Annotated in this window: 20 protein-coding genes; 3 read left to right on the forward strand and 17 right to left on the reverse strand. The window is 60.4% G+C overall.

All coding sequences use genetic code 11. The features are described 5' to 3' along the window. Nucleotides 1-16: 16 nt before the first annotated feature. The 7 genes from MOV63_RS06100 to MOV63_RS06130 are packed head-to-tail and all read right to left on the reverse strand — an operon-like array spanning nt 17 to nt 7,089. A complete protein-coding gene (locus tag MOV63_RS06100; RefSeq protein ID WP_040125367.1) occupies nt 17-994 on the reverse strand; it encodes an ABC transporter ATP-binding protein in 978 nt (325 codons plus the stop codon). Next, nucleotides 991-1,983 carry an ABC transporter ATP-binding protein gene (locus MOV63_RS06105; RefSeq protein WP_247032577.1) on the reverse strand — a complete coding sequence of 331 codons (993 nt, stop codon included), beginning with the start codon at nt 1,981-1,983 and terminating at the stop codon, nt 991-993. Before MOV63_RS06105 ends, MOV63_RS06100 begins: the two co-directional genes overlap by 4 nt. Nucleotides 1,984-1,992: 9 nt before the next feature. Next, on the reverse strand, nt 1,993-2,775 hold the full coding sequence (locus MOV63_RS06110) for an SDR family NAD(P)-dependent oxidoreductase (protein WP_040125373.1): 783 nt from the start codon (nt 2,773-2,775) through the stop codon (nt 1,993-1,995). Between the two features lie 28 nt (nt 2,776-2,803). Then, a complete protein-coding gene (locus MOV63_RS06115) occupies nt 2,804-3,667 on the reverse strand; it encodes an ABC transporter permease (protein WP_247032586.1) in 864 nt (287 codons plus the stop codon). 10 nt (nt 3,668-3,677) lie between these two features. Further along, nucleotides 3,678-4,598 (reverse strand): ABC transporter permease, encoded by a 921-nt coding sequence (locus MOV63_RS06120; RefSeq protein WP_247032588.1) that lies wholly within the window; start codon nt 4,596-4,598, stop codon nt 3,678-3,680. A gap of 18 nt (nt 4,599-4,616) precedes the next feature. Beyond that, the gene (locus tag MOV63_RS06125; RefSeq protein ID WP_247032590.1) at nt 4,617-6,110 is read right to left on the reverse strand and encodes an ABC transporter substrate-binding protein; all 1,494 of its coding nucleotides are present in this window, start codon (nt 6,108-6,110) and stop codon (nt 4,617-4,619) included. Between the two features lie 43 nt (nt 6,111-6,153). Continuing rightward, nucleotides 6,154-7,089 carry a polysaccharide deacetylase gene (locus MOV63_RS06130; protein WP_247032591.1) on the reverse strand — a complete coding sequence of 312 codons (936 nt, stop codon included), beginning with the start codon at nt 7,087-7,089 and terminating at the stop codon, nt 6,154-6,156. 111 nt (nt 7,090-7,200) lie between these two features. On the opposite strand from MOV63_RS06130, the gene MOV63_RS06135 reads away from it, so the two are divergent. Then, entirely contained in the window at nt 7,201-7,959 is a 759-nt protein-coding gene (locus tag MOV63_RS06135; RefSeq protein WP_040125876.1) for an IclR family transcriptional regulator, read from the forward strand. Nucleotides 7,960-8,143: 184 nt separating this feature from the next. Here the strand turns inward: MOV63_RS06135 and MOV63_RS06140 are convergent, their stop codons facing one another. From MOV63_RS06140 to MOV63_RS06175, 8 genes are all read right to left on the reverse strand, one after another. Then, nucleotides 8,144-8,557, reverse strand: coding sequence for a type II toxin-antitoxin system VapC family toxin (locus MOV63_RS06140; RefSeq protein ID WP_247032593.1), 414 nt, complete (start codon nt 8,555-8,557; stop codon nt 8,144-8,146). Next, nucleotides 8,554-8,802, reverse strand: coding sequence for a type II toxin-antitoxin system VapB family antitoxin (locus MOV63_RS06145; protein WP_247032595.1), 249 nt, complete (start codon nt 8,800-8,802; stop codon nt 8,554-8,556). Before MOV63_RS06145 ends, MOV63_RS06140 begins: the two co-directional genes overlap by 4 nt. A gap of 404 nt (nt 8,803-9,206) precedes the next feature. Beyond that, on the reverse strand, nt 9,207-10,277 hold the full coding sequence (locus MOV63_RS06150; protein ID WP_247032597.1) for an ABC transporter ATP-binding protein: 1,071 nt from the start codon (nt 10,275-10,277) through the stop codon (nt 9,207-9,209). Next, nucleotides 10,274-11,101: a carbohydrate ABC transporter permease gene (locus MOV63_RS06155; protein WP_247032599.1), complete on the reverse strand. Its 828-nt coding sequence runs from the start codon at nt 11,099-11,101 to the stop codon at nt 10,274-10,276. The genes MOV63_RS06150 and MOV63_RS06155 overlap by 4 nt, the downstream gene beginning before the upstream one ends. After that, nucleotides 11,098-12,000, reverse strand: coding sequence for a carbohydrate ABC transporter permease (locus MOV63_RS06160; protein WP_247032615.1), 903 nt, complete (start codon nt 11,998-12,000; stop codon nt 11,098-11,100). Before MOV63_RS06160 ends, MOV63_RS06155 begins: the two co-directional genes overlap by 4 nt. A 73-nt stretch (nt 12,001-12,073) precedes the next feature. Beyond that, a complete protein-coding gene (locus tag MOV63_RS06165; RefSeq protein ID WP_247032617.1) occupies nt 12,074-13,306 on the reverse strand; it encodes a sugar ABC transporter substrate-binding protein in 1,233 nt (410 codons plus the stop codon). A 78-nt stretch (nt 13,307-13,384) separates the two neighbouring features. Beyond that, nucleotides 13,385-14,290 (reverse strand): sugar phosphate isomerase/epimerase, encoded by a 906-nt coding sequence (locus MOV63_RS06170; protein WP_247032619.1) that lies wholly within the window; start codon nt 14,288-14,290, stop codon nt 13,385-13,387. A gap of 11 nt (nt 14,291-14,301) precedes the next feature. After that, nucleotides 14,302-15,336, reverse strand: a complete 1,035-nt coding sequence (locus MOV63_RS06175) for a Gfo/Idh/MocA family protein (RefSeq protein WP_247032621.1) — start codon at nt 15,334-15,336, stop codon at nt 14,302-14,304. A 143-nt stretch (nt 15,337-15,479) separates the two neighbouring features. Between MOV63_RS06175 and MOV63_RS06180 the strand changes: the two genes are divergently transcribed. Next, a complete protein-coding gene (locus MOV63_RS06180) occupies nt 15,480-16,496 on the forward strand; it encodes a LacI family DNA-binding transcriptional regulator (protein ID WP_247032623.1) in 1,017 nt (338 codons plus the stop codon). Nucleotides 16,497-16,564: 68 nt separating this feature from the next. Here the strand turns inward: MOV63_RS06180 and MOV63_RS06185 are convergent, their stop codons facing one another. Together MOV63_RS06185 and MOV63_RS06190 are read right to left on the reverse strand one after the other, a co-directional pair. Further along, nucleotides 16,565-17,008, reverse strand: coding sequence for a MarR family winged helix-turn-helix transcriptional regulator (locus tag MOV63_RS06185; protein ID WP_040125877.1), 444 nt, complete (start codon nt 17,006-17,008; stop codon nt 16,565-16,567). A gap of 23 nt (nt 17,009-17,031) precedes the next feature. Beyond that, complete coding sequence (locus tag MOV63_RS06190; protein ID WP_247032625.1) at nt 17,032-17,481, reverse strand: MarR family winged helix-turn-helix transcriptional regulator; 450 nt, start codon at nt 17,479-17,481, stop codon at nt 17,032-17,034. 100 nt (nt 17,482-17,581) lie between these two features. Between MOV63_RS06190 and MOV63_RS06195 the strand changes: the two genes are divergently transcribed. Further along, nucleotides 17,582-19,447, forward strand: a complete 1,866-nt coding sequence (locus MOV63_RS06195) for a chloride channel protein (protein WP_247032627.1) — start codon at nt 17,582-17,584, stop codon at nt 19,445-19,447. Nucleotides 19,448-19,735: the final 288 nt, after the last annotated feature.

Below are 19,735 nucleotides of genomic sequence, written 5' to 3' on the forward strand. Positions count from 1 at the left end.
CATGCGCGATGGCTTCTTAGGCGTGGTGACAAGCGACGCGCGCGCCATCGGCACGCGGCGTCAGTTCCGGCCGTTCTTTCAAGCAGATTTCGGTCGCCAGCGGGCAGCGTGTATGGAATGCGCAGCCGGACGGGATGTTTGAAGGACTTGGCAGTTCGCCGCTGAGGATAAAGCGCTGCTTGGCGCGCTGCACCTCCGGATCGGCCTCCGGCACGGCCGACATCAGCGCCTTGGTATAGGGATGTTTCGGATTGGCGAAAAAGGTATCACGGTCGGCCATTTCCACGAAGCGGCCGAGATACATGACGACGACCCGGTCGCAGATATGCCGCACCACGCCGAGGTCATGGCTGACGAAGAGATAGGAAACGCCGGTGCGCTTCTGCAGCGCCACCAGCAAGTTGAGGATCTGGGCCCGTACCGAGACGTCGAGCGCCGAAACCGGCTCGTCGCAGATCAGGAGATCCGGCTCGAGGGCAAGTGCGCGGGCGATCACCACGCGTTGGCGCTGGCCGCCGGAGAACTGGTGCGGATAGCGGTCCGCATGTTCGGGCCGCAAGCCCACCTGCTGCAGCAGCGTCGCGACCCGTTCCTTCAGTGCCCTCCCCCTGGCGACGCCGCGGACAATCAGCGGTTCGCCGATCGTGGCCCCGACGGTCGAGCGCGGATCGAGAGACAGCGCCGGATCCTGAAAAATCATCTGCACCTTGCGGCGGATATCATTGAGCTGGCGGCGATTGGCGCCGACCACTTCGTCACCACTGATGCGGACGCTGCCGGAGATCGGCGCTTGCAGGCCGACGATGGTGTTGGAAAGCGTCGACTTGCCGCAGCCGGATTCGCCGACCAGCGCCACGGTCTCGCCGCGGGCGATATCGAGGTCGACGCCATTGACGGCCTTGACCACCGGGCCGGACTTGCCGAGCAGGCCACCTCGGCCGCCAAAATGCACCGCGACGTCGCGGATTTCGAGAACGTTCTTATGATCGCTCATGCCGCCACCTCGTGGATTTCCGCCAAGCGGTCGATATGCCAGCAGGCGGAACGATGGCCTCCGCCGCAATCGAAAAGCGGCGGTTGTTCGGTGCGACACTTGTCGGTCGCCAGCGGACAGCGTTCGGTGAAACGGCAACCGACGCCGAATTCGTTCGGCGTCGGTACCGTCCCCTCGATGGTCGCGAGGTCCGCCTTCGGCGCATCATCGAGCTTAGGCACGCTGGCAAGCAGCAGGGCTGTGTACGGATGCTTCGGCTGCCGGAAGAGATCGTGCACCGGCGCGATTTCAGCGATGCGGCCGGCATACATCACCGCCACGTCGTCGGCGATGTCGGCAACCACGCCCATGTCGTGGGTGATCAGCACGATCGCGGTGCCGCGGTCGGCGACCAGCTTCTTCATCAGGTCGAGGATCTGCGCCTGGATGGTCACGTCGAGCGCGGTGGTCGGCTCGTCGGCGACCAGCACGCGCGGGCCGCAGATCAGCGCGATCGAGATCATGATGCGCTGGCACATGCCGCCGGAGAGTTCGAACGGATATTGATCCAGCCGCCGGGTCGGGTCGGGAATGCCGACATCGACCAGCATCTGCCGCGCCTTCTCGTAGGCCTCTGCCTTCGAGACGCCATGGTGGACCCGATAGGCCTCGGCAATCTGCGAGCCGACCGTCGTCAGCGGGTCGAGCGAGGCGCTCGGTTCCTGGAAGATAATCGAGATGTCCTTGCCGCGCGCCTTGCGGAACTGCCGTTCCGAGAGGGCGGCGAGATCGGTGTTTTCGAGCATGATCCGGCCGGCGGTGCGTATGGCGGCCGGCGGCAGCAGGCCGAGCATGGCATAGGAGGTCAGCGACTTGCCGCAACCGGATTCCCCCACCAGCGCCATGACCTTGCCGGGCGCGACGGTGAAGGAGATGTCGTCGACGACGTTGGCGCCACCGATATCGATGGTCAGCCTGTCGACGGAAAGCAGCGGGTTGGCGGCGTCCATGATCTCTCCTCAGCCTGCCGTCTTCGCCCGTTCGGGGCGCTTGTAATTGCCGATCGAATTGCCGCCATCGACGCTGATCACGGCGCCGGTGATGAAGGCGGCCTTGTCGGAGCAGAGATAGGCGATCGCGCCCGGCGCATCCTCGGGACCGCTGGCGCGGCCGAGCGGAATGTTCTTCAGCATGTTGGTGACGTATTCGTCGGAAAGCTCGCTCACTTCGCTGCCCGGCGCAAAGCCTGGCTCGACGACGTTGACGCGAATGCCGTATTCGGCAAGCTCCAGAGCAAAACCCTTGGAAAGCCGTTCAATCGCCGTCTTCGACGTGCAATAGGGGACGGAATTCTGGTTCATTTTGCGTGCGGCACCCGAGGAGATGTTGACGATCGAGCCGGCCTTGCCTTCCGCGATCATCAGCTTGGCGAATTCGCGCGACAGCACGAAGGGCGCCCGCAGGTTGACGCCGAAGACGCGGTCCCAGTCGGAGAATTCCATCTCCAGCAGGCTGAAACGGGTATAGATGCCGGCGTTGTTGACGAGAATGTCCGGCGCCTTCCATTCGCGCTTCACGAGATCGACGAGTTCGAGCATCGAGGCGTCGCTGGTCAGCTCGGTCGCATGCAGCAACACTTTGGAGCGGTCGAGCCCGAGCTCGGAGACCGCCTTTTCAAGGCCATCCATGCGGACGTCGCTCAGGCAAAGGCGTGCGCCTTCCCGGGCGAAATAGGCGGCGATCCAGCGGCCGAAAATGCCGGCGGCGCCGGTGATGACGATGGTCTTGTTTTCGAATTCCATGACTTAAAACCTCAAAGCGCCAAAAGACTCAACGGCTGCGGGAACGTGGGTCGAGCTGGTCGCGCAACCAGTCGCCAAGCACGTTGACGGAAAAGACGAGCAAGAAGAGACAGGCGCCAGGAAAGGCGACGATCCACCAGGCCCGCTCGATATATTGACGGCCGACGCTCATGATCGAGCCCCAGCTCGAGGCCGGCGGCTGGATGCCGAGGCCGAGGAAGGAAAGGCCCGCTTCCATCAGGATCATCAGGCCGAATTCTGCGGTCGCGACAATCAGCACCGGGCCTGCGATATTCGGGAGGATGTGATGGAAAAGAATGCGCGCCGCCCCGGCTCCCGCAAGTTCCGAAGCCTTGATGAACGGCAGGTTCGCCACCTGCAGCGTCTGGGCATAGGCGACGCGGGTATAACGCGGCCAGCGTGTCAGGCCGAGCACCAGGACCAGCTTCAGAAAGCCGGGGCCGAGCACCGCGACGGTCAGCACCGCCAGCAGGATCGCCGGGATCGACATCATGATGTCGACCAGACGCATGATGAGGATCTCGATCTTGCCGCGGAACCAGCCGGCGACCATGCCGAGCGTGACGCCGACCAGCGACGAGACGACCACGGACAGCACGGCGACCGAGAGCGAGACGCCGGCGCCGTAGAGCGTGCGCGACAGCAGATCGCGGCCGAGATCGTCGGTGCCAAGCCAGTAGGTGATGCCGCGCATCTCGAAGCCCGGCGGCTTCAGGCGGCCGAGCAGGTTCTGCCGGTTGGGATCGGCTGGCGCCACCCACGGCGCGAAGATCGCCAGAAGCACGATCACCAGGAAAATGATCGATACGATGACGACCGAGACAGGGACCCGGCGAAGGCGTTGGCGGAGGGCGAGGACGGCGGTGCTCAAAGCCTTCTCCTTATCGGACCAGACGGATGCGCGGATCGACGAGCGCGTAGACGAAATCCGCAATCACGCTGGTCAGCACATAAACGAAGGAAATCAAAAGCACGATCACCTGGACGACCAGGAAGTCGCGCGACTGGATGGATTGGATGGCAAGCTGGCCGATGCCTGGCCAGGCGAACACCGTCTCGACGATGACAGCACCGGCAAGCAGGTTGCCGATTTCGAGCGCGGCGATGGTGATGACCGGGATCGCAGCATTGCGCAGTACATGGCGGAATACCACCGAACCAAGTGACAGGCCGCGGGCGCGCCCCGCCCGTACATAATCCTTGCCGAGCTCGTCGATGATCGAAATCCGGGTCATGCGGGCAAAGGTCGACATCGAGATCGCCCCGAGAGCGATGGAGGGCATGATCAGCGAGGCGAAGTCGCCGGAGCCGGAGGTGGGCAGCCAGCGCAGCGTCACGCCGAAGAGGAAGATCAGCACGATGCCCGACAGGAAAGTCGGCACGCTCTGGCCGGTGACGACGATCGCCGTCAGCAGCCGTTCGAGCCAGTCGCCGCGCCTGGTCGCCATGATGATGCCGGCCGGGATGCCGATGCCGACCGCCACCACCAGCGCGCCAGCGGCGAGCATCGCCGTATAGGGCAGGCGCGAAACGACGATATCGAATGCCGGCACTCGCTGGACGACGGAAATGCCGAAGTCGAGGTGCGAGAGACCGCCCAGATATTCCAGATATTGCACCCAGATCGGCCGGTCGAAACCGAGCTGGCTGCGCAGCTGGGCGATCATCTCGGCCGACGCGTCTTGCGGCACCAGCAGCAGGGTCGGATCGCCCGAGAGATGCATGACGACGAAGACGATGGTGAGAACGCCGAAGATCGCAATGATCGCCTGTATCAAACGCTCGACGGCGTATCTCAACATGTTCGTGCTATCCGTCTGTTACTGCTGCCAGCTCATGTCCATGACGAACATGGCTTCATTGGCGGTCGGCTGCCACTTCAGCTTCTTGGCGGCTCCATAGAGTGCATAGGCCTGATAAAGGCCCATGCCCGGAACGTCGTCCTTCAGGACCTGATAGGCCTGTTCGTAGAGCTTCAGACGCTCCTTCTGATCGAGGATGACGCGTGCCTTGTCGACAGCTTCATCGAACTTCGGGTTCGAATACTTCGCCCAGATGCTGCCGGTGCGGAACAGCGGGAAGATCACGCCGTCCACGTCCTGGCAGGCGCAGGACCAGGCGCCGAAGGCAAGGCCTCCGGCATTGGCGGGATCGCCCTGGCGGCGCTTCAGGAAGGTCGCCTGGTCGCTGGAGGAGATCTCCACCTTGAGGCCGGCCTCGTTGACCATCTGCTGAATGGCTTCGACAGTGGCGCGGCTATAGGCAGGCGAGGTCAGGAATTCGACGGTCGCACCTTCGGCACCGGCGGCCTTCACCAGTTCCTTCGCCTTGTCGAGATTGTATTCGTATCCCTTGACCTTGTCGGTGTAACCGAAGACCGGTTCGGCACCGAGCACTTCCACCGGTTTGCCGTAGCCTTCGAGCAGGGCTTCGACGAGCGCCTGACGGTCGATCGCATAGGCGATCGCCTGGCGGACGCGGACGTCCTTGGTAACGCCGCCCTGGGCATTGATGAACAGGTAGCCGATGCGCTCGGTCGGAACCGAGAGGACCTGCGAATTGCTGTCGTTCTTGATGCTTTCGGCCTGATCCGGCGGCACGTCGCGGATGAGGTCAGCCTTGCCGGTCTTCAGGTCGGCGATGCGAGTGGAGACGTCGGGCACCGTGCGAAAGACCACCTTCTGGAACGGCGGCTTGGCGCGCCAGTAGCTGCCATAGGCTTCGAGTTCGGTCTGAACGCCCTTCTGCCAGTTGGCCATCTTGTAGGGGCCGGAACCGAGAGGCTTCAAGTTGAATTCCTGGTCGCCGACCTTCTCGACATAGGCTTTCGGCACGATCGAAAGCTTGACCAGTTGGGCGAGCAGCGCCGGATAAGGTGACTTGGTCGTCATCTTGACGAGGGTCGGGTTCACCGCCTCGGCCTTGGTGATCTGGTCGAACTGCGAAAGCTGCGGGCTCTTCAGCTTTGGATCGATGATGCGGTTGATCGAGAAGGCGACATCCTCAGCCGTGAGTTTCGTGCCGTCCTGGAAAGTCACGCCGTCGCGAATCTGGAATTCGATCGTCTTGTCGTCGAGATATTTCCACGACTTGGCGATCTGCGGCACGATCTCGCCCTTGACGTCGCGCGTCAGCAGGTTGTCGAAGATATTGCGGTAGATCGAGTAGCTGTCGGTGTTCCACTGCAGATGCGGATCGAGCGTTGCCGCATCGTTCGGCAGGTCGATGGTCAGCGTGTCCTTGGTTTGCGCAAGCGCGGCCGACGCGGTGAGCGCCAACAGCACGGCGGCGATGGAGGCTATTCTGGCAGACATGTTCCTTACCCTCATTGTTGTTGCTGCTGTATTTGAGAACTCTTTATGCCGCCTTCTCGGCGGTCTTTAGCCCGGCCTCGTCGGCACAGTAACGCGCCAATTCCGCATGGGTGCAGAACCAGACGTCGCCCTTCGACTTGGCAAGCCGGATGATCTCTTCCAGAATGAAGATGCGCGACCGGTGGCCGACATGATGCGGATGCATGGTGAGCTGGAACAGCCCGCCCTCGTCCCAGGCCACCTCAAGTTCGCGGGCAAAGATATCGAGCACCATGGCCGGCCCCCCATAGGGCCGCGCGCCGGTCATCCGATCCATCGCCACATAAGGCGCGTCGTCGCGGATCCATTCGACCGGAATTTCGACCACACCGGTCGGCTCGCCGTCCTCCAGAAGCTCGTAGGGCTCCTCGTCGGCCATCAGCGAGGAATCGTAGAGAAGGCCCATCTCGCGGGCGATCTTCAGCGTATAAGGGCTGAAATCCCAGGATGCGGTTCGCATGCCGACCGGGCGGATGCCGGACAGGCGTTCGAGTGTGTCGGCGGCACGGAGCGCCAGATCGCGTTCGGTCACCTCGTCGAGCCGGGAATTGAACTCGTGGATCCAGCTGTGGATGCCGAGCTCGTGGCCGGATGAGACGACAGTCTTCACTTCGCCCGCATTGATCATCGCCGAGACGGCCGGCATGAAGAAGGAGGCCGGCACCGAATATTTTTCCAGCAGGCGCAGGATGCGCGGCATGCCGGCGCGGGCGCCGTACTGGCCGCGGCTCATTGTGCCGAAGGAGGCTCCGCCATGGCGCAGTTCCATCGTCTCGTGATCGGAATCGAAAGACAATGCCACTGCCATGCGCGCGCCGTTTTTCCACTTCGCCGGTCTCAGGCTGCGCCCGGCACGTACCTTCTGAACCTTTTGCTGCCAGACACTATCCGGCCAGGTCCAAGGTTCGGAGGCATCGTTTTGCTTATTCGGCGCATTCATGAGATCGTTCATCCTTATCAGCGCAACACTTGAAAACGTGAGTGGCTGCTTTCTAGGCAGAATTGTTATGAGCCGATCCGATAACCATCAATGGGGGTCTTGTTCACATATATGAACTCCGAAATCAAAAGTGCCGGCCGGATTCTCGATCTCCTGGAATATATGGCGTCCCGCCGGGAAGCGGTGCCACTGGCACAGATCGTGCGCGATCTTTCTTTCCCGAAAAGCAGCGCCCATGGCCTCGTCCAGACGCTGGCTGCCCGTGGTCATGTGGTCCAGGACGACGCCGGCCGCTACATGCTCGTCGAGGCGAGCCGGCACGGCTTTCCGTTCAGGCGCCATGAAGAGCCGTTGGTCGTGGTGGCAAAACCGTTCATGGAAAAACTGCGCGATGAATCCGGCGAGACCATCCTGCTCGCGACGATGAACGCTCATTGCGATATCCGCCGGCTGGCGAAATGCGTCAGCCGGCATCGGGTTCGCTATGACGTCAACCTTGACGCAGCGATCGCCGCCTATTGTACCGCGACCGGCCGCGTGCTGCTCGCCTTCACGCCGAAGGAGGCGCTGGAGCACTATCTCTCCCGCGTTCAGCTCCTCTCCTATACCCGCTATACGGTGACCGATATCGAGCGCATCCGCGAGATGCTCGTGAAGATTCGCCGGGATGGCTACGCACTGAACGACCAGGAATTCGTCACCGGCTCGACCGGCATTGCCGCGCCGATCTTTGACGGCACCGGCGCGGTCGCCGCCGCGCTTAATCTCGGCGTTCCGACAGTGCGCTATAATGAGCGACGCGAAGGCTTTCTGCTGATGGTGCGCAGTGCGGCAGACGATATCAGCCGGGCGCTCGGTTATCGCCGCTGACGTTCATTCGCACCGCGGGATGATGGAAAGCGCTGAAATCCTGCATCATTTGCAAAGCTACGCTCCTTCGTCCGAGCATTTTTGAACAAACGAAGCCGGCCTTCGAAGTTGTCACTTTATCGGGCGGTGATCAAATGACCCGCGAGGCGAGTTTGGTTTATGAACGCTCACCCGCTTGAACGGGTTAAAAATCCCACGGGTTGAGGAGTACGAGACCTGTCGTTTCAAAATCCTTAAGATTGCGCGTGGCCAAGCGCCCTCCGTTAACACGAGCTATTGCAGCGATCACTGCGTCCGGTGCTGACATTGCGTGCCCCCGACGAGCCGCCTGCCCCATGATCTCACCATAAGCGAGCGCCGCTTCTTCTGTGAGACCAAACATCCGATCGGCAAACCGACGACGCCATTCCGCCAGCCCCTGTTCCAAACGCTCGGCCCGCTGGTCCGGCCTAATCTTTTGAATGCCAAAAGCAATCTCGGCAATTGTCACAGTAGGCAATGCCAATTCCGCGTCGAACCGAACCAGCCAGGCCATGACGGCTTGGTGAGGATCCTTCCGCAACGTCTCCGAGATAACGTTGGTATCGAGAAATATCAAAGCTCGATGCCTTGGTGAGGACTACGGCTTTCACAGATGAGGGTATCCAGGTCAATATCGGTGGCAGCTTGCGCGTTGACCCGCGGGTAAAAGGTCGCCGCCGGTTCGCGACCCGCCTCGCGTGTCTCGTAGGCTTCAAGCGCGCGTTCGACCACTTCGGCAATCGAACGATTCTCACGACGCGCGAGCCGGTGAGCCAAATCCCTTGCCTTGGAGCTTCGAACAGAGAGTTGTGGTGCGGCCATTACAGTCTCCTTTGCGGGAAATATAAGCTCATCGCGTGCTGCCATCAAGATGGCAGATGCCGGCGTGCCATCCACGAGACACCTTGCCTTCGTGGAAGGAGTAATCAGCGGTGCGCGCGATTGAACTTGCTCGAATCCGGACCGCCTCTGGGAATTTTCCGCCACTGGCGCTCGACATATACCTCCGCGCAGCGCGAGATCAGCAGAGCTCTGGAGATCATGCATGAGGAGTTCGAGGCTTTATCGGGGCAAGAACAACATGCTGAGCTCTCCTGATCGAAGTGGGCCGGGCGATGGATGCGTTCTCATCTGAGCCAGCCTTCAGTACTTGGCTACACATTTCCATGAACCGGCAGTCGGTACCCAACACGGCAATCGACACATACCGTAGCGCGCCGGCACGATCATTTGAGGCTCTGCTCGGTCTCGGCGTCGAACAGATGGACATTGCTTGCGGCAAACGTCAGCCGAATGGTCTCGCCCGCCGTCACAACGCTCCTGCCATTCAAGGCAATGACAATCTCAGGCGTGGTGGCGGTGGTAATGAACGTTGCCGCGCCGGTCGTTTCAACTGTCGCAACATCCACCTTGAAGCCGACGGCATCGGCCGCGGCGAGAGTGAGATGCTCCGGGCGGATGCCGACGATCAGGGCACGTCCGGCTGGAAGCGGACAACCGAGATCGACGGTTTGCGGGTCGGCGATATCCAGAACAAGGGCTCTTCCGTCAGGCGTCGATCGCGCCGGAATGAAATTCATCGCCGGCGACCCGATGAAGCCGGCGACGAAGCGATTGGCCGGGCGGTCGTATAAATCGAGCGGCTTGCCCTGTTGTTCGATAATGCCATTGCGCATGACGACGACATGATCCGCCATCGTCATCGCCTCGACCTGGTCATGGGTCACATAGACCGAGGTCGCGCCGAGGCGGTCGTGCAGCGCCCTGATCTCCTTGCGCATGTGAACACGCAATGCTGCGTCGAGGTTCGAGAGCGGTTCGTCGAAAAGGAAGGCTTGCGGATTGCGGATGATGGCTCGGCTCATCGCGACGCGCTGACGTTGCCCCCCAGACAGTTCCCGGGGATACCGGTGGAGCAGGTTCGACAATCCGGTGATGGCCGCCACGTCGGCTGCCGCCCTTTGCCTCTCTGCCTTTCTGACCCCGTTGATCTTCAGGCTGTAGGTCAGGTTTTGTTCGACCGTCATATGCGGGTAGAGCGCATAGGACTGGAACACCATGGCAAGATCGCGCTTTCGGGGCGGCACCCCGTTCATGCGTTTTCCGGCGATGACGAGATCACCGCTCGATATGGTCTCGAGCCCCGCCAGCGAGCGCAGCAGCGTGGACTTGCCGCAGCCGGACGGGCCGACCAGCGCGACGAACGAGCCCTTGCGAATGGAAAGATCGATATCCTTCAGGGCATGATAGGCGCCGTAATATTTGTTGACGGCCGAGAGTTCGATTTGGTGGGTCATTTCAATGCTCCCGATGTGAGCCCGGACACGATGCGACGCTGCAACAGAACGAAGATGGCGAGGATGGGCGTCACATACATGGTGGCGTAGGCCATGATGTTGTTCCACTCGCTGGTGTTCGGCCCCATGAAGGAATTGAGCCCGACGCTGGCCGGCTGCAGCTGGATGTCCTGGATTATCGACTTGGAATAGACGAATTCGCCGAAGGCCTGCATGAAGATGAGGATGGCACTGACCAGGATGCCGTTGCGCGCCAGTGGCAGAACGATGTTGAAGAAAGCGCCGATGCGGGAATTGCCATCGACCAGCGCCGCCTCCTCCAGCTCCATCGGCACGGCCATGAAGGTTGCACGCACGAGCACAACGAAAAAGGGCATGCTTTTGGCGGTAATGGCCAGGATAACGGCAAAGCGCGGAAATTCGAGCAGGCCCACTTGCGAAAAACCCACGAAGATCGGCGTTATCATCAGCGAGGCCGGCAGAACCTGAAACATCAGGATGAGGAAAAGCCCGATATCCACCCAGACGTTGCGGTAGCGCGCCAGCACATAGGCGCAGCCGGTGCCCAGAAACGCGATCAGGGCCACCGCACCGAAGGCAATGACCGTTGAGTTCCACAGGTAGCGGCCCATGTTCCGGCTTTCCCAGACATAGGTGAAGGTCTGCCATTGGGCAGAGGAGGGCCAGAATGTCGGCGGTGTGGCGAACATTTCCGAGCCGCTTTTCAGCGCCGTCAGATACATCCAGTAGAGCGGGAAGAGATAAATAGCCGCCATGACGACCGACAGGGCAAGCAACAGCCGGTTTCCCGCGATTTCACTCATCCGCGCACCTCATGGCGTGTGGAACGGACATAAACGGTTGCGGCAAACATCACGAAGACGGTCATGATGACGGAAATGGTGGCGCCCTTGCCGAAGTCGTACTGCCGGAAGGAAAGATCCCAGGCCCAGTATTGCGCGACATTGGAGGAATTGTTCGGTCCGCCATCGGTAATCGCGGCAAACAGATCGAATTGCTGCAGTGTGAAGATCAGCCCGAGCGCGATGATCGCGCCGATGGTGGAGCGCATCATCGGCAGGGTGATGGTCCAGAAGCGTTGCCAGGCATTGGCGCCATCCATTTCCGCCGCCTCGTAGAGATCGGCAGGAATGGCGGCAAGACCGGTGGCGAGCAGGATCATGTTGAAGGAGGTGCCGAGCCAGATATTGGCCAGAATAACCGCCCAGAGCGAGAAATTCGGATCGGACCTCCAGAAGATATTGCCGCCGACGAGGCCGGTTTGCTGCAACAGAAAATTGAGCACGCCGAAATCCCCGGACAGGATCCAGTTCCAGATGGCGCCGACAACGAGACCGGGCATGACCCAGGAAACCAGAAAGAGGCCGCGCAGCCAGGACGCGCCGGGGAAATTGATCCAGAAGAACAGGGCCAATGAGAAGCCGACCAGAAACTGCCCGGCGATCGACCCCACCACGAAGATGACCGTGTTCTTGAGGATGGATATGGTTTCAGGCTCGGTGAACAGGTCGACATAGTTTTTGAAGCCGACAAAAGGCCGGATGACGCTGGCCAGGCTGAACATGTCCACTTCCTGAAAGCTCATCAGGATGTTGTAGAGCAGCGGAAGCCCTGCCAGTGCCAGGAGGAACGTGAAGGGCACCCCGACCAGAACAAGGTCGAAACCGCGGCCATCCGTTACGCTGGAAAACACTCTTTTCATCGAAACCTCGCTGGAGCCTGCAGGACGGCCCGGCGGATGGGTGCCGGGCCGTCATCGCGGGAGGGTGGCTGTCTCAGCCGTCGATCGACTTGATCTTCGCAGCCGCCTGATCGAGCGCGGCCTTCGGCGCCATCTGGCCTGTCAGGGCCGCCTGTATCGCGTCCTGGATGGCTTTCGAGATTTTCGGCCATTCCGGCGAGGGGCCGCGCGGTTGCGCATATTTCAGCTGTTCCACGAAGGTTTTGAGCGCTGAATCCTTCAGGGCATTGCCCGTGGGCGGAACCGGGATGTCGGACCGGGCCGGAAGCTGGCCGAAATTCTTGTACATGGTGGCATCCTTGGAAGCGAAGAATTCCAATGCCTTGAAGGCCTCTTTCGGATGTTTGGTGCTCGAAAAGATCGCCCAGTTGAAATCACCCATGGCGGATGAACGCTGAGCGCCCTCGCTCGGCACCGGCAGAAGAGCGGTGCCCCATTGGAATTTGGCATCGCTCAGCATCCGGTCGATTTCCCATGGACCGGAAATCGCCATGGCCGCATTTCCGGCATTGAAGGTGGCGGTCGAATCCCATTGGCTTCGGGTGAGCGTATCCGGCGAGGCCAGCTTTTCATCCAGCATCTGCTTCCAGGTGGTAAGCGCGTTGACGGCACCTTCGCTGTTGATCGATTTATAGGTGGCGCCGCCCATCTGCGCCCAGGGCAGGAACTGGAAAGTGCCCTCCTCGTTGGCCTTGGCGGAAAAGGTGATGCCGTAGATGTTCTTTGAAGGATTGGTAAGCTTTTTCGCCGTCGCCACCAGGTCGGTCCAGGTCTGCGGCGGCTTTTCGGGATCGAGACCTGCGGCCTTGAAGAGATCCTTGTTGTAATAAAGCGCAATCGTGTTGGTCGCCTTCGGCACCCCGTAATATTTGTTGTCCCACATCACCGATTTCAGCGGGCCGGGAAAATAGTTCTCCGGCTTGATGACCTTGGATTGCAGGATCATGTCGGTGAGATCCAGAAAGGCCTTGCGGGAGGCGAACATCGCATGATTGGGATTGTCGATGGCAATGATGTCGGGTGCCTTGCCCGTGGAATAGGCGCGCATGGCCTCGCTCACCACGTCGTCGAACTGAAGCTGGCGGTATTCGATCTGGATGCCGTTATTCTGCGCGTTGAATTCCTTGATGAGGTTCGGCGCGGGCTGGATATCGCGGTCCAGCGACCAGAGGACGAGTTTCACATCCTCCGCTCTGGCGCTTATGCCGGCAAATGACACACTGGCCAGAGCCAATGCAACGGAAATCATAGTCCTGCGGATACCCATGGTTCTCCTCCTTCTTGGTTATCCTCAATTCTCATCCGGCTGGCGCAGAGCTCCTTCTATGGCCAGCCGGCCTGCGCATCAGACCGGATCGACGACGAATGTGCCGCCCCTTGCCTGTTTCAGATGGTTCAGGGCGTGGATCTGCCCCGTCATTTCCAATGCATCCCGATAGACAGGATCATGCCATCCCTCGATGTCGATGGAGCCCGACCAGCCGGCCAGCCGAAGTTCCGAAATAATGTCGGTCCAGTTGCTGTCGCCGAAACCGGGCGTGCGCATGAACACGAAGGGATGTTTTCCGAAGATGCCGTGCTCGCGGATCACGTCCCAGCGGATGGTGGCATCCTTGCCGTGGACGTGGAAAATCCGCTGCGCCCATTTGCGGATCTGCGGTAAGGGCTCGATGAGATAGACCATCTGGTGGCAAGGTTCCCATTCAAGCCCGATATGCTCGTCCGGCGTCTCGTTGAAAATCAGTTCCCAGGCATCCGGATTATGGGCGATATTCCAGTCGCCGGTTGCCCAGTTGCCGTCCATGGCGCAATTTTCAAAGGCGATGCGGATGCCCTTGTCAGCCGCGCGGCGGGCAAGCTCGCTCCAGATTTGCCGGTAACGCGGCAGGCTTTCCGTTAGCGGCCTGTTGCGGATGCGCCCGGTGAAGCCGGCAACGCAGGTGGCGCCGAAGTGGTGGGCATTGTCGATGCAGTCCTTCCAGCCCTGGAGCGTCTGGAGATCGAGATCCGTTTCTTCCAGGGGATTGCCGAACATGCCGACGGTCGAAATGGTAATGTCCCGCGCGCCGATGGCCTCGCGGCAACGCTTGCCGAGCTCGGCGATGTCCTGGCCGTTGGTGGTCTGCCAGAAAAACGGCTGGAAACTTTCAAAGCCCATATCGGCAATCTGGGAAATCCGCTCGGCCGCCTGGCCCTTGGTGGCGCTGATCATGGTGCCGATGCGGATGGAATGGTTTCGCTGTCCGGTCATAGTGCTGGCCCTTATGCTGCAAGGTCGATGGTTTGCCGTGATCTGGCGCTTTCGATCGCACCAAACACCATGGCAAGGCTCTTGATGTTGTCCCAACCCACTGTTTCCGGCACACCGCCGGTTTCGATGGCTGAGAGGAAATCGGCGATGACGCTGGCATGGCCGTGGGTTTCCTCCTCACGAGCGGGCGGCAGAACCTCGATCGGTATTGCGCCGCGCAGCAGACCGCTCTCGCTTCCCGCAACGGAGGCACGGAAAGTGTCTTCTCCGTCCCAGGTCAACATTCCGTTCGAGCCGACGATGCGCCATTCGCTTTCCCAACTGGTGCGCTGGCCTTCCGCACACCAGGAGCCGCGATAGGTGAAAATCACGTCGTCGGTGAGCTGAAACACCGCATTGGCGCTGGCGCCGTGGGCATACCAGGAGCCGGGTGGATTTGTTTCCAGGCAGTAGACGGAAAGCGGCGTCTTACCAGAGACGAAACGGGCCGCATCGAAGGTGTGGATCGCCATGTCCAGAAGCAGGACATTGTCCATCTGCTCGCGGAAGCCGCCGAAATGCGGGGCAATGAAGAAATCGCAATGGATCGCGGTGATCGCGCCAATCGCGCCGCTTTCGACAAACCGCCGCATGCGTCGCACACCCGAAATAAACCGCCGGTTCTGCACGATGGAATGAATGCGCCCGGCAGCCTCTGCGGCGCGGATCAGGTCTGTCGCCTCCTCCATCGAGGTCGCCATGGGTTTTTCGCTCAGCACATGGCATCCGAGGGAAAGCGCGGCCTTCACGACAGAATGGCGGGCGGCGGGAATGACGACGTCGAATACAATGTCCGCGCCGGTTTCGCTCAGCACCGCGGCGAGATCGGATCCGATAGAGACCGGCTGAAGCGAAAATTCGGCGGCCAGCGCCTGTGCAACCGAGAGGTCGAGATCGACCAGACCCACGACGGTCAGCGCCCGCTTCAGCGCCGGCGTGGACTGAAGCGCGCGCAGCCATCCTTTGGCCATTGCGCCGCAGCCACACAAAACGACCTTGTATGTCACCAATTCCTCCCATGCAATGTTTACGGCACGACACCTCCTGTGCATCCGTAAACGTTTACGGTACTATGAACACATCGATTTTTTTGTCAATACTGCTTCCGAAAACGATTACGGTCTTATACCGAACCCTCAAGAGGCTCCCTGTGACAGGCATCCGCCAACTTGCCGATTATCTGGATATTTCCATTGGCACCGTGTCCCGCGCGCTCAATGGAAAGGCGGACGTGAATGCGGAAACCCGCAGGCGCGTGCTGGAGGCGGCGGAGAAGCTGGGCTATGTCCCCAACCAGTCGGGCCGCTCGCTGCGCAAGGGCTCGACCGGCGTGGTGGGTTTCATGATGCAGACCGGGCCGGAAATCAACAGCCAGGGAGACGCCTTCTTCATGAGCGTTTTCGACGGGGTGCAGACCGTGCTTAGCCGCCACAAGCTCGATCTCGTCGCCCTGCTCTGCTCTTCCAACGAAGATCCCTATGCCTATCTGCAACGCACCGTGGCGCGCGGCTTTGCCGATGCCATCATCCTCTCGGCCACCCGGCGCAACGATGCACGGTTCGAGCTGCTGCACCGGCACAACATTCCGTTCATCTCGCTTGGCCGCAGCCTGACCGATGTCGGCCAACCCTGGATCGATCTGGACTTCGAAGGGATGGCGGAGGTCGCGATCGAGCGGCTGGTCAAGGCGGGCCACAGAGATATCGGGATCATCTGGCCCCATGGCGATCTCAACCTGGGTTACGTGTTCGCCGATCGATGCCGCGAGGTGCTCGCAGAACATGGGCTTACCCTTAACGAGGATCATATCTTCCGGGCAAAACCGAGCGAAGCGGGGGGCTATGCAGTAGCCCACGAGATCGCATCCAGATCTCCACGCCCGTCGGCAATCGTACTGGTCAATGAGATCCTGGTTACAGGGCTCTACAAGGGGTTCGAGGACGCTGGCGTTAAGCCGGGCAAGGACATTGCGATCATCGGTCGCTACAGTCCCCAAGCTCAGTACCTCTCTCCGGCCCTGACCTGCTTTACGTTGTCTCTTCGTGATCTGGGGATCAGCCTGGCGGAGCATCTGCTGTCAGTCATACCCGACTATCAGTCCCATTACGTTGGACAGACATCCCGCGTGATCTGGCCTATGACGTTGATCGAGGGCACAAGCGGCTGAACGGCCTCAGTCTGAGCCGCTGTCTCCCGCCATTACCGAACACCAAGTGCGTTCAGGCCGATTTCTGCCTACTCGTCGTCGGCAGATGCCAATGGCATCTTTTCGAGTTGAGAGAGCAGCGCCACCAGCTTCGGTGTCATCTCGCGGATTTCCACGATATGCGCTTCGCTTAGGCGGCCTAGCAGCTCCTCGGCCTTGTCCGTTAGTCGAACGGTCTGGCGCCGTCGATCCTCCTGATCCACCTGTCGCGCTGCGAGCCCTCCGTCAACAAGCCGGTTGATCAGTTCCGTCGCAGTATGAGGGGCGATGATGAGCCGTTCGGCGAGCATTCCGACCGTCATCGGTTTGCCGTTGCGATTGCCTTTTATCGCCAGAAGCGCCTGGTGCTGCTGGGGCGGCAATCCTTCTACCTGCGCGGCGGATGCACTGAAATCCATGAACTGCCGAAGCGCATAACGAAGGTCGGCGAGCGTTTCGTAGTCTACCTGCCTGAGCCTACTGAGCTTCTTCATCTGCTCTCCGTTTTCGTCAGCAGTCAAAGCATCCATGTCATGCGCTGCATCTTCTGGCGGTCCTGCAGGACCCGGAGCGCCTGCATCAATTCCGGCGCCATCTTCCGGATCTCGAATAGATGGGCACTTGCCAGTCGGTCAAGGGCATCCTCCGCCTTGGGCGTGAGACGAATAACGTGTTTGGCGCGACCCACCGTTGACGGCCCTGCCTCGACATAACCTTCGTCGATCAGTTGCTGAATAAGGTCATCCACCAGTCTACCGGTCATCAGGAGGCGCTCGGCCAGCATCCGCGCGGTCATCTGTCTGCCGCTCGGCAAGCCCTTTATCGCCAGCAGCGCCTGATGCTGCTGCGGCTTAAGACCGAGCTTATCCGCCTCTTGCGCGCTGAACTGCCGGAACCGGCGGATGCTATAACGCAAGTCGGCAAGTGCTTCGTAATCTCCCGCGGTGAGTCGTTCCTGATGCTTCATAGCCATATGTGCTCCCGGATTTACGGCTTGATTTACATCGTATCACGATATATTCGACGTGCTCAAGCCACGCTCGTTTCCGACCCGGAAAAGGAAAGCCATGTCGCAGCATCAACCCGGCAACCGACCGCACGACTTCACAGGAGGACTTTCCAGGCGCGAGGCAGGAGACTTCACCACCGACAAGCGTGTTCTCATCCTGGTCGGAATGTCGATTGTCGTGGGCTCCGGCGGCGCGTTCGCGGCATGGTGTCTTGTGAGCCTGATCGCGCTGGTCACCAACATCGTCTGGTTCGGCCATATCGGTATAGAACCGGCCTCGCTCGCAGGCGTGCCGCGGTCCCCATGGATCTTGCTGATTCCTCCTTTGGGAGGATTTGTCATCGGCCTGATGGCCCGCTTCGGGTCAGAGAAGATCCGCGGTCACGGCATTCCCGAGGCGATCGAGGCGATCCTTATCGGTGGCAGCCGGATGTCGCCTAAGGTCGCGGTGCTGAAGCCGCTGTCGTCGGCGATTTCGATCGGCACAGGCGGCCCGTTCGGCGCGGAAGGTCCGATCATCATGACGGGCGGAGCAATCGGATCGTTGTTCGCGCAGTTCTTCCATATGAGCGCCGCCGAGCGCAAGACGCTGCTGGTGGCGGGGGCAGCGGCTGGCATGACGGCTATTTTCGGTTCGCCGATTGCAGCGGTCATGCTCGCCGTCGAACTCCTTCTGTTTGAATGGAAACCTCGCAGCTTCATCCCCGTTGCCGTTGCAGCGTGCGTCTCGATATGCTGGCGGCCGATATTGTTCGGCACGGGCCCGCTGTTTCCGACCCACTTTGAAATCGCTCTGCCATGGTGGGGCATTTTCGCCTGCGCCGCGATCGGCATCGTATCGGGTCTGCAATCCGGGCTGCTCACCACTCTGCTCTACAAGATCGAGGATCTCTTCGAAGAGCTTCCGATACACTGGATGTGGTGGCCGATGCTCGGCGGCATCGTGATTGGCGTCGGGGGGTTGATCGAGCCTCGCAGCTTGGGCGTCGGCTATGACATTATCGACGGCCTGCTCAACAACAAGCTGCTCGCCTCGACCGTCCTGACCATCCTCCTGGTCAAGACCTGTATCTGGCTATTTGCGCTGTCTTCCGGGACCTCCGGCGGGGTCCTCGCCCCTTTGCTGATTTTCGGCGGCGCTCTTGGCTGGCTTGTCGGTCTGGTTATGCCGGGTCACGACCCCGGCTTCTGGGCCTTGCTGGGAATGGCTGCGATGATGGGCGGGACAATGCGTGCGCCGCTGACCGGCACGTTCTTCGCCGTCGAGATCACGGGAGATATAAACACCTTGGTGCCGCTTCTGGCAGCGACGGTGGTCGCCTATGCCGTGACGGTCCTGCTCCTGCGCCGTTCGATCCTGACCGAGAAGATTGCGCGACGGGGGCAACACATCACCCGCGAATACGGTATCGATCCGTTCGAATTCACAAGGGCCGGTGAGATCATGATCAAGGAGGTGGACACGCTGCCGGCAACAATGACGGTAAGGGACGCCTGTGACCTCTTTGCGTCTCCGCAAAAAACCCATCGTATTTACCCCGTGATCGACAGCGCCGGGCGTTTGGCGGGCGTTGTTTCCCGAGGCGACGTACTTGGCTGGCAGGGGAAAGCCGAACTGGCGGAGCAAACGCTTGCCGAACGGGTTTCGGACGCTTCGGTCCCGGTTTGCCATCCGGAAGACACGGTCGGTTTCGTCGCAGATGTAATGCTTTCAACCGATACCGGACGGGTTCCGATCGTCGATCCCGTCAGCGGAAAATTGTGCGGGCTCGTTGCGCGAAAAGATCTTCTGCGCCTGAGAAGTTTGCTGCGAACCTCGGAATTCGAACGACGGCCATATCTTTCGACGACGACGCGAAATCACGCGAGCATGGGCAAAGACGCCGGCGTTGGACAAGCCGCGCAACGAAAAGAAATTGATTGAACCGTTGGCCACTTGGCCTGATCAATGCCGCGTTCGTGTACATGTCCGCTCGTGAATTTCTTGATATACATCGCCTCACGACATACATTCGATGGGTGAGGAGAACGCCACGTTTTCGCAGCCTCCTCCTCTCCGGCATCCATTGATGAGGAGCATAAAGTATGAGCGACCACAGGAATATGCCCAGTGTTTTGCAACGAATGACTGACGATGTTGAGGCCGGCTACGGCTCCACCGTCCTATCTTCGCCGACCGCAAAGATGGATTTCCTTCGTGCCCAACTTGCTC

Source organism: Neorhizobium sp. SHOUNA12A (assembly GCF_023006505.1).
Taxonomy (GTDB): domain Bacteria; phylum Pseudomonadota; class Alphaproteobacteria; order Rhizobiales; family Rhizobiaceae; genus Neorhizobium.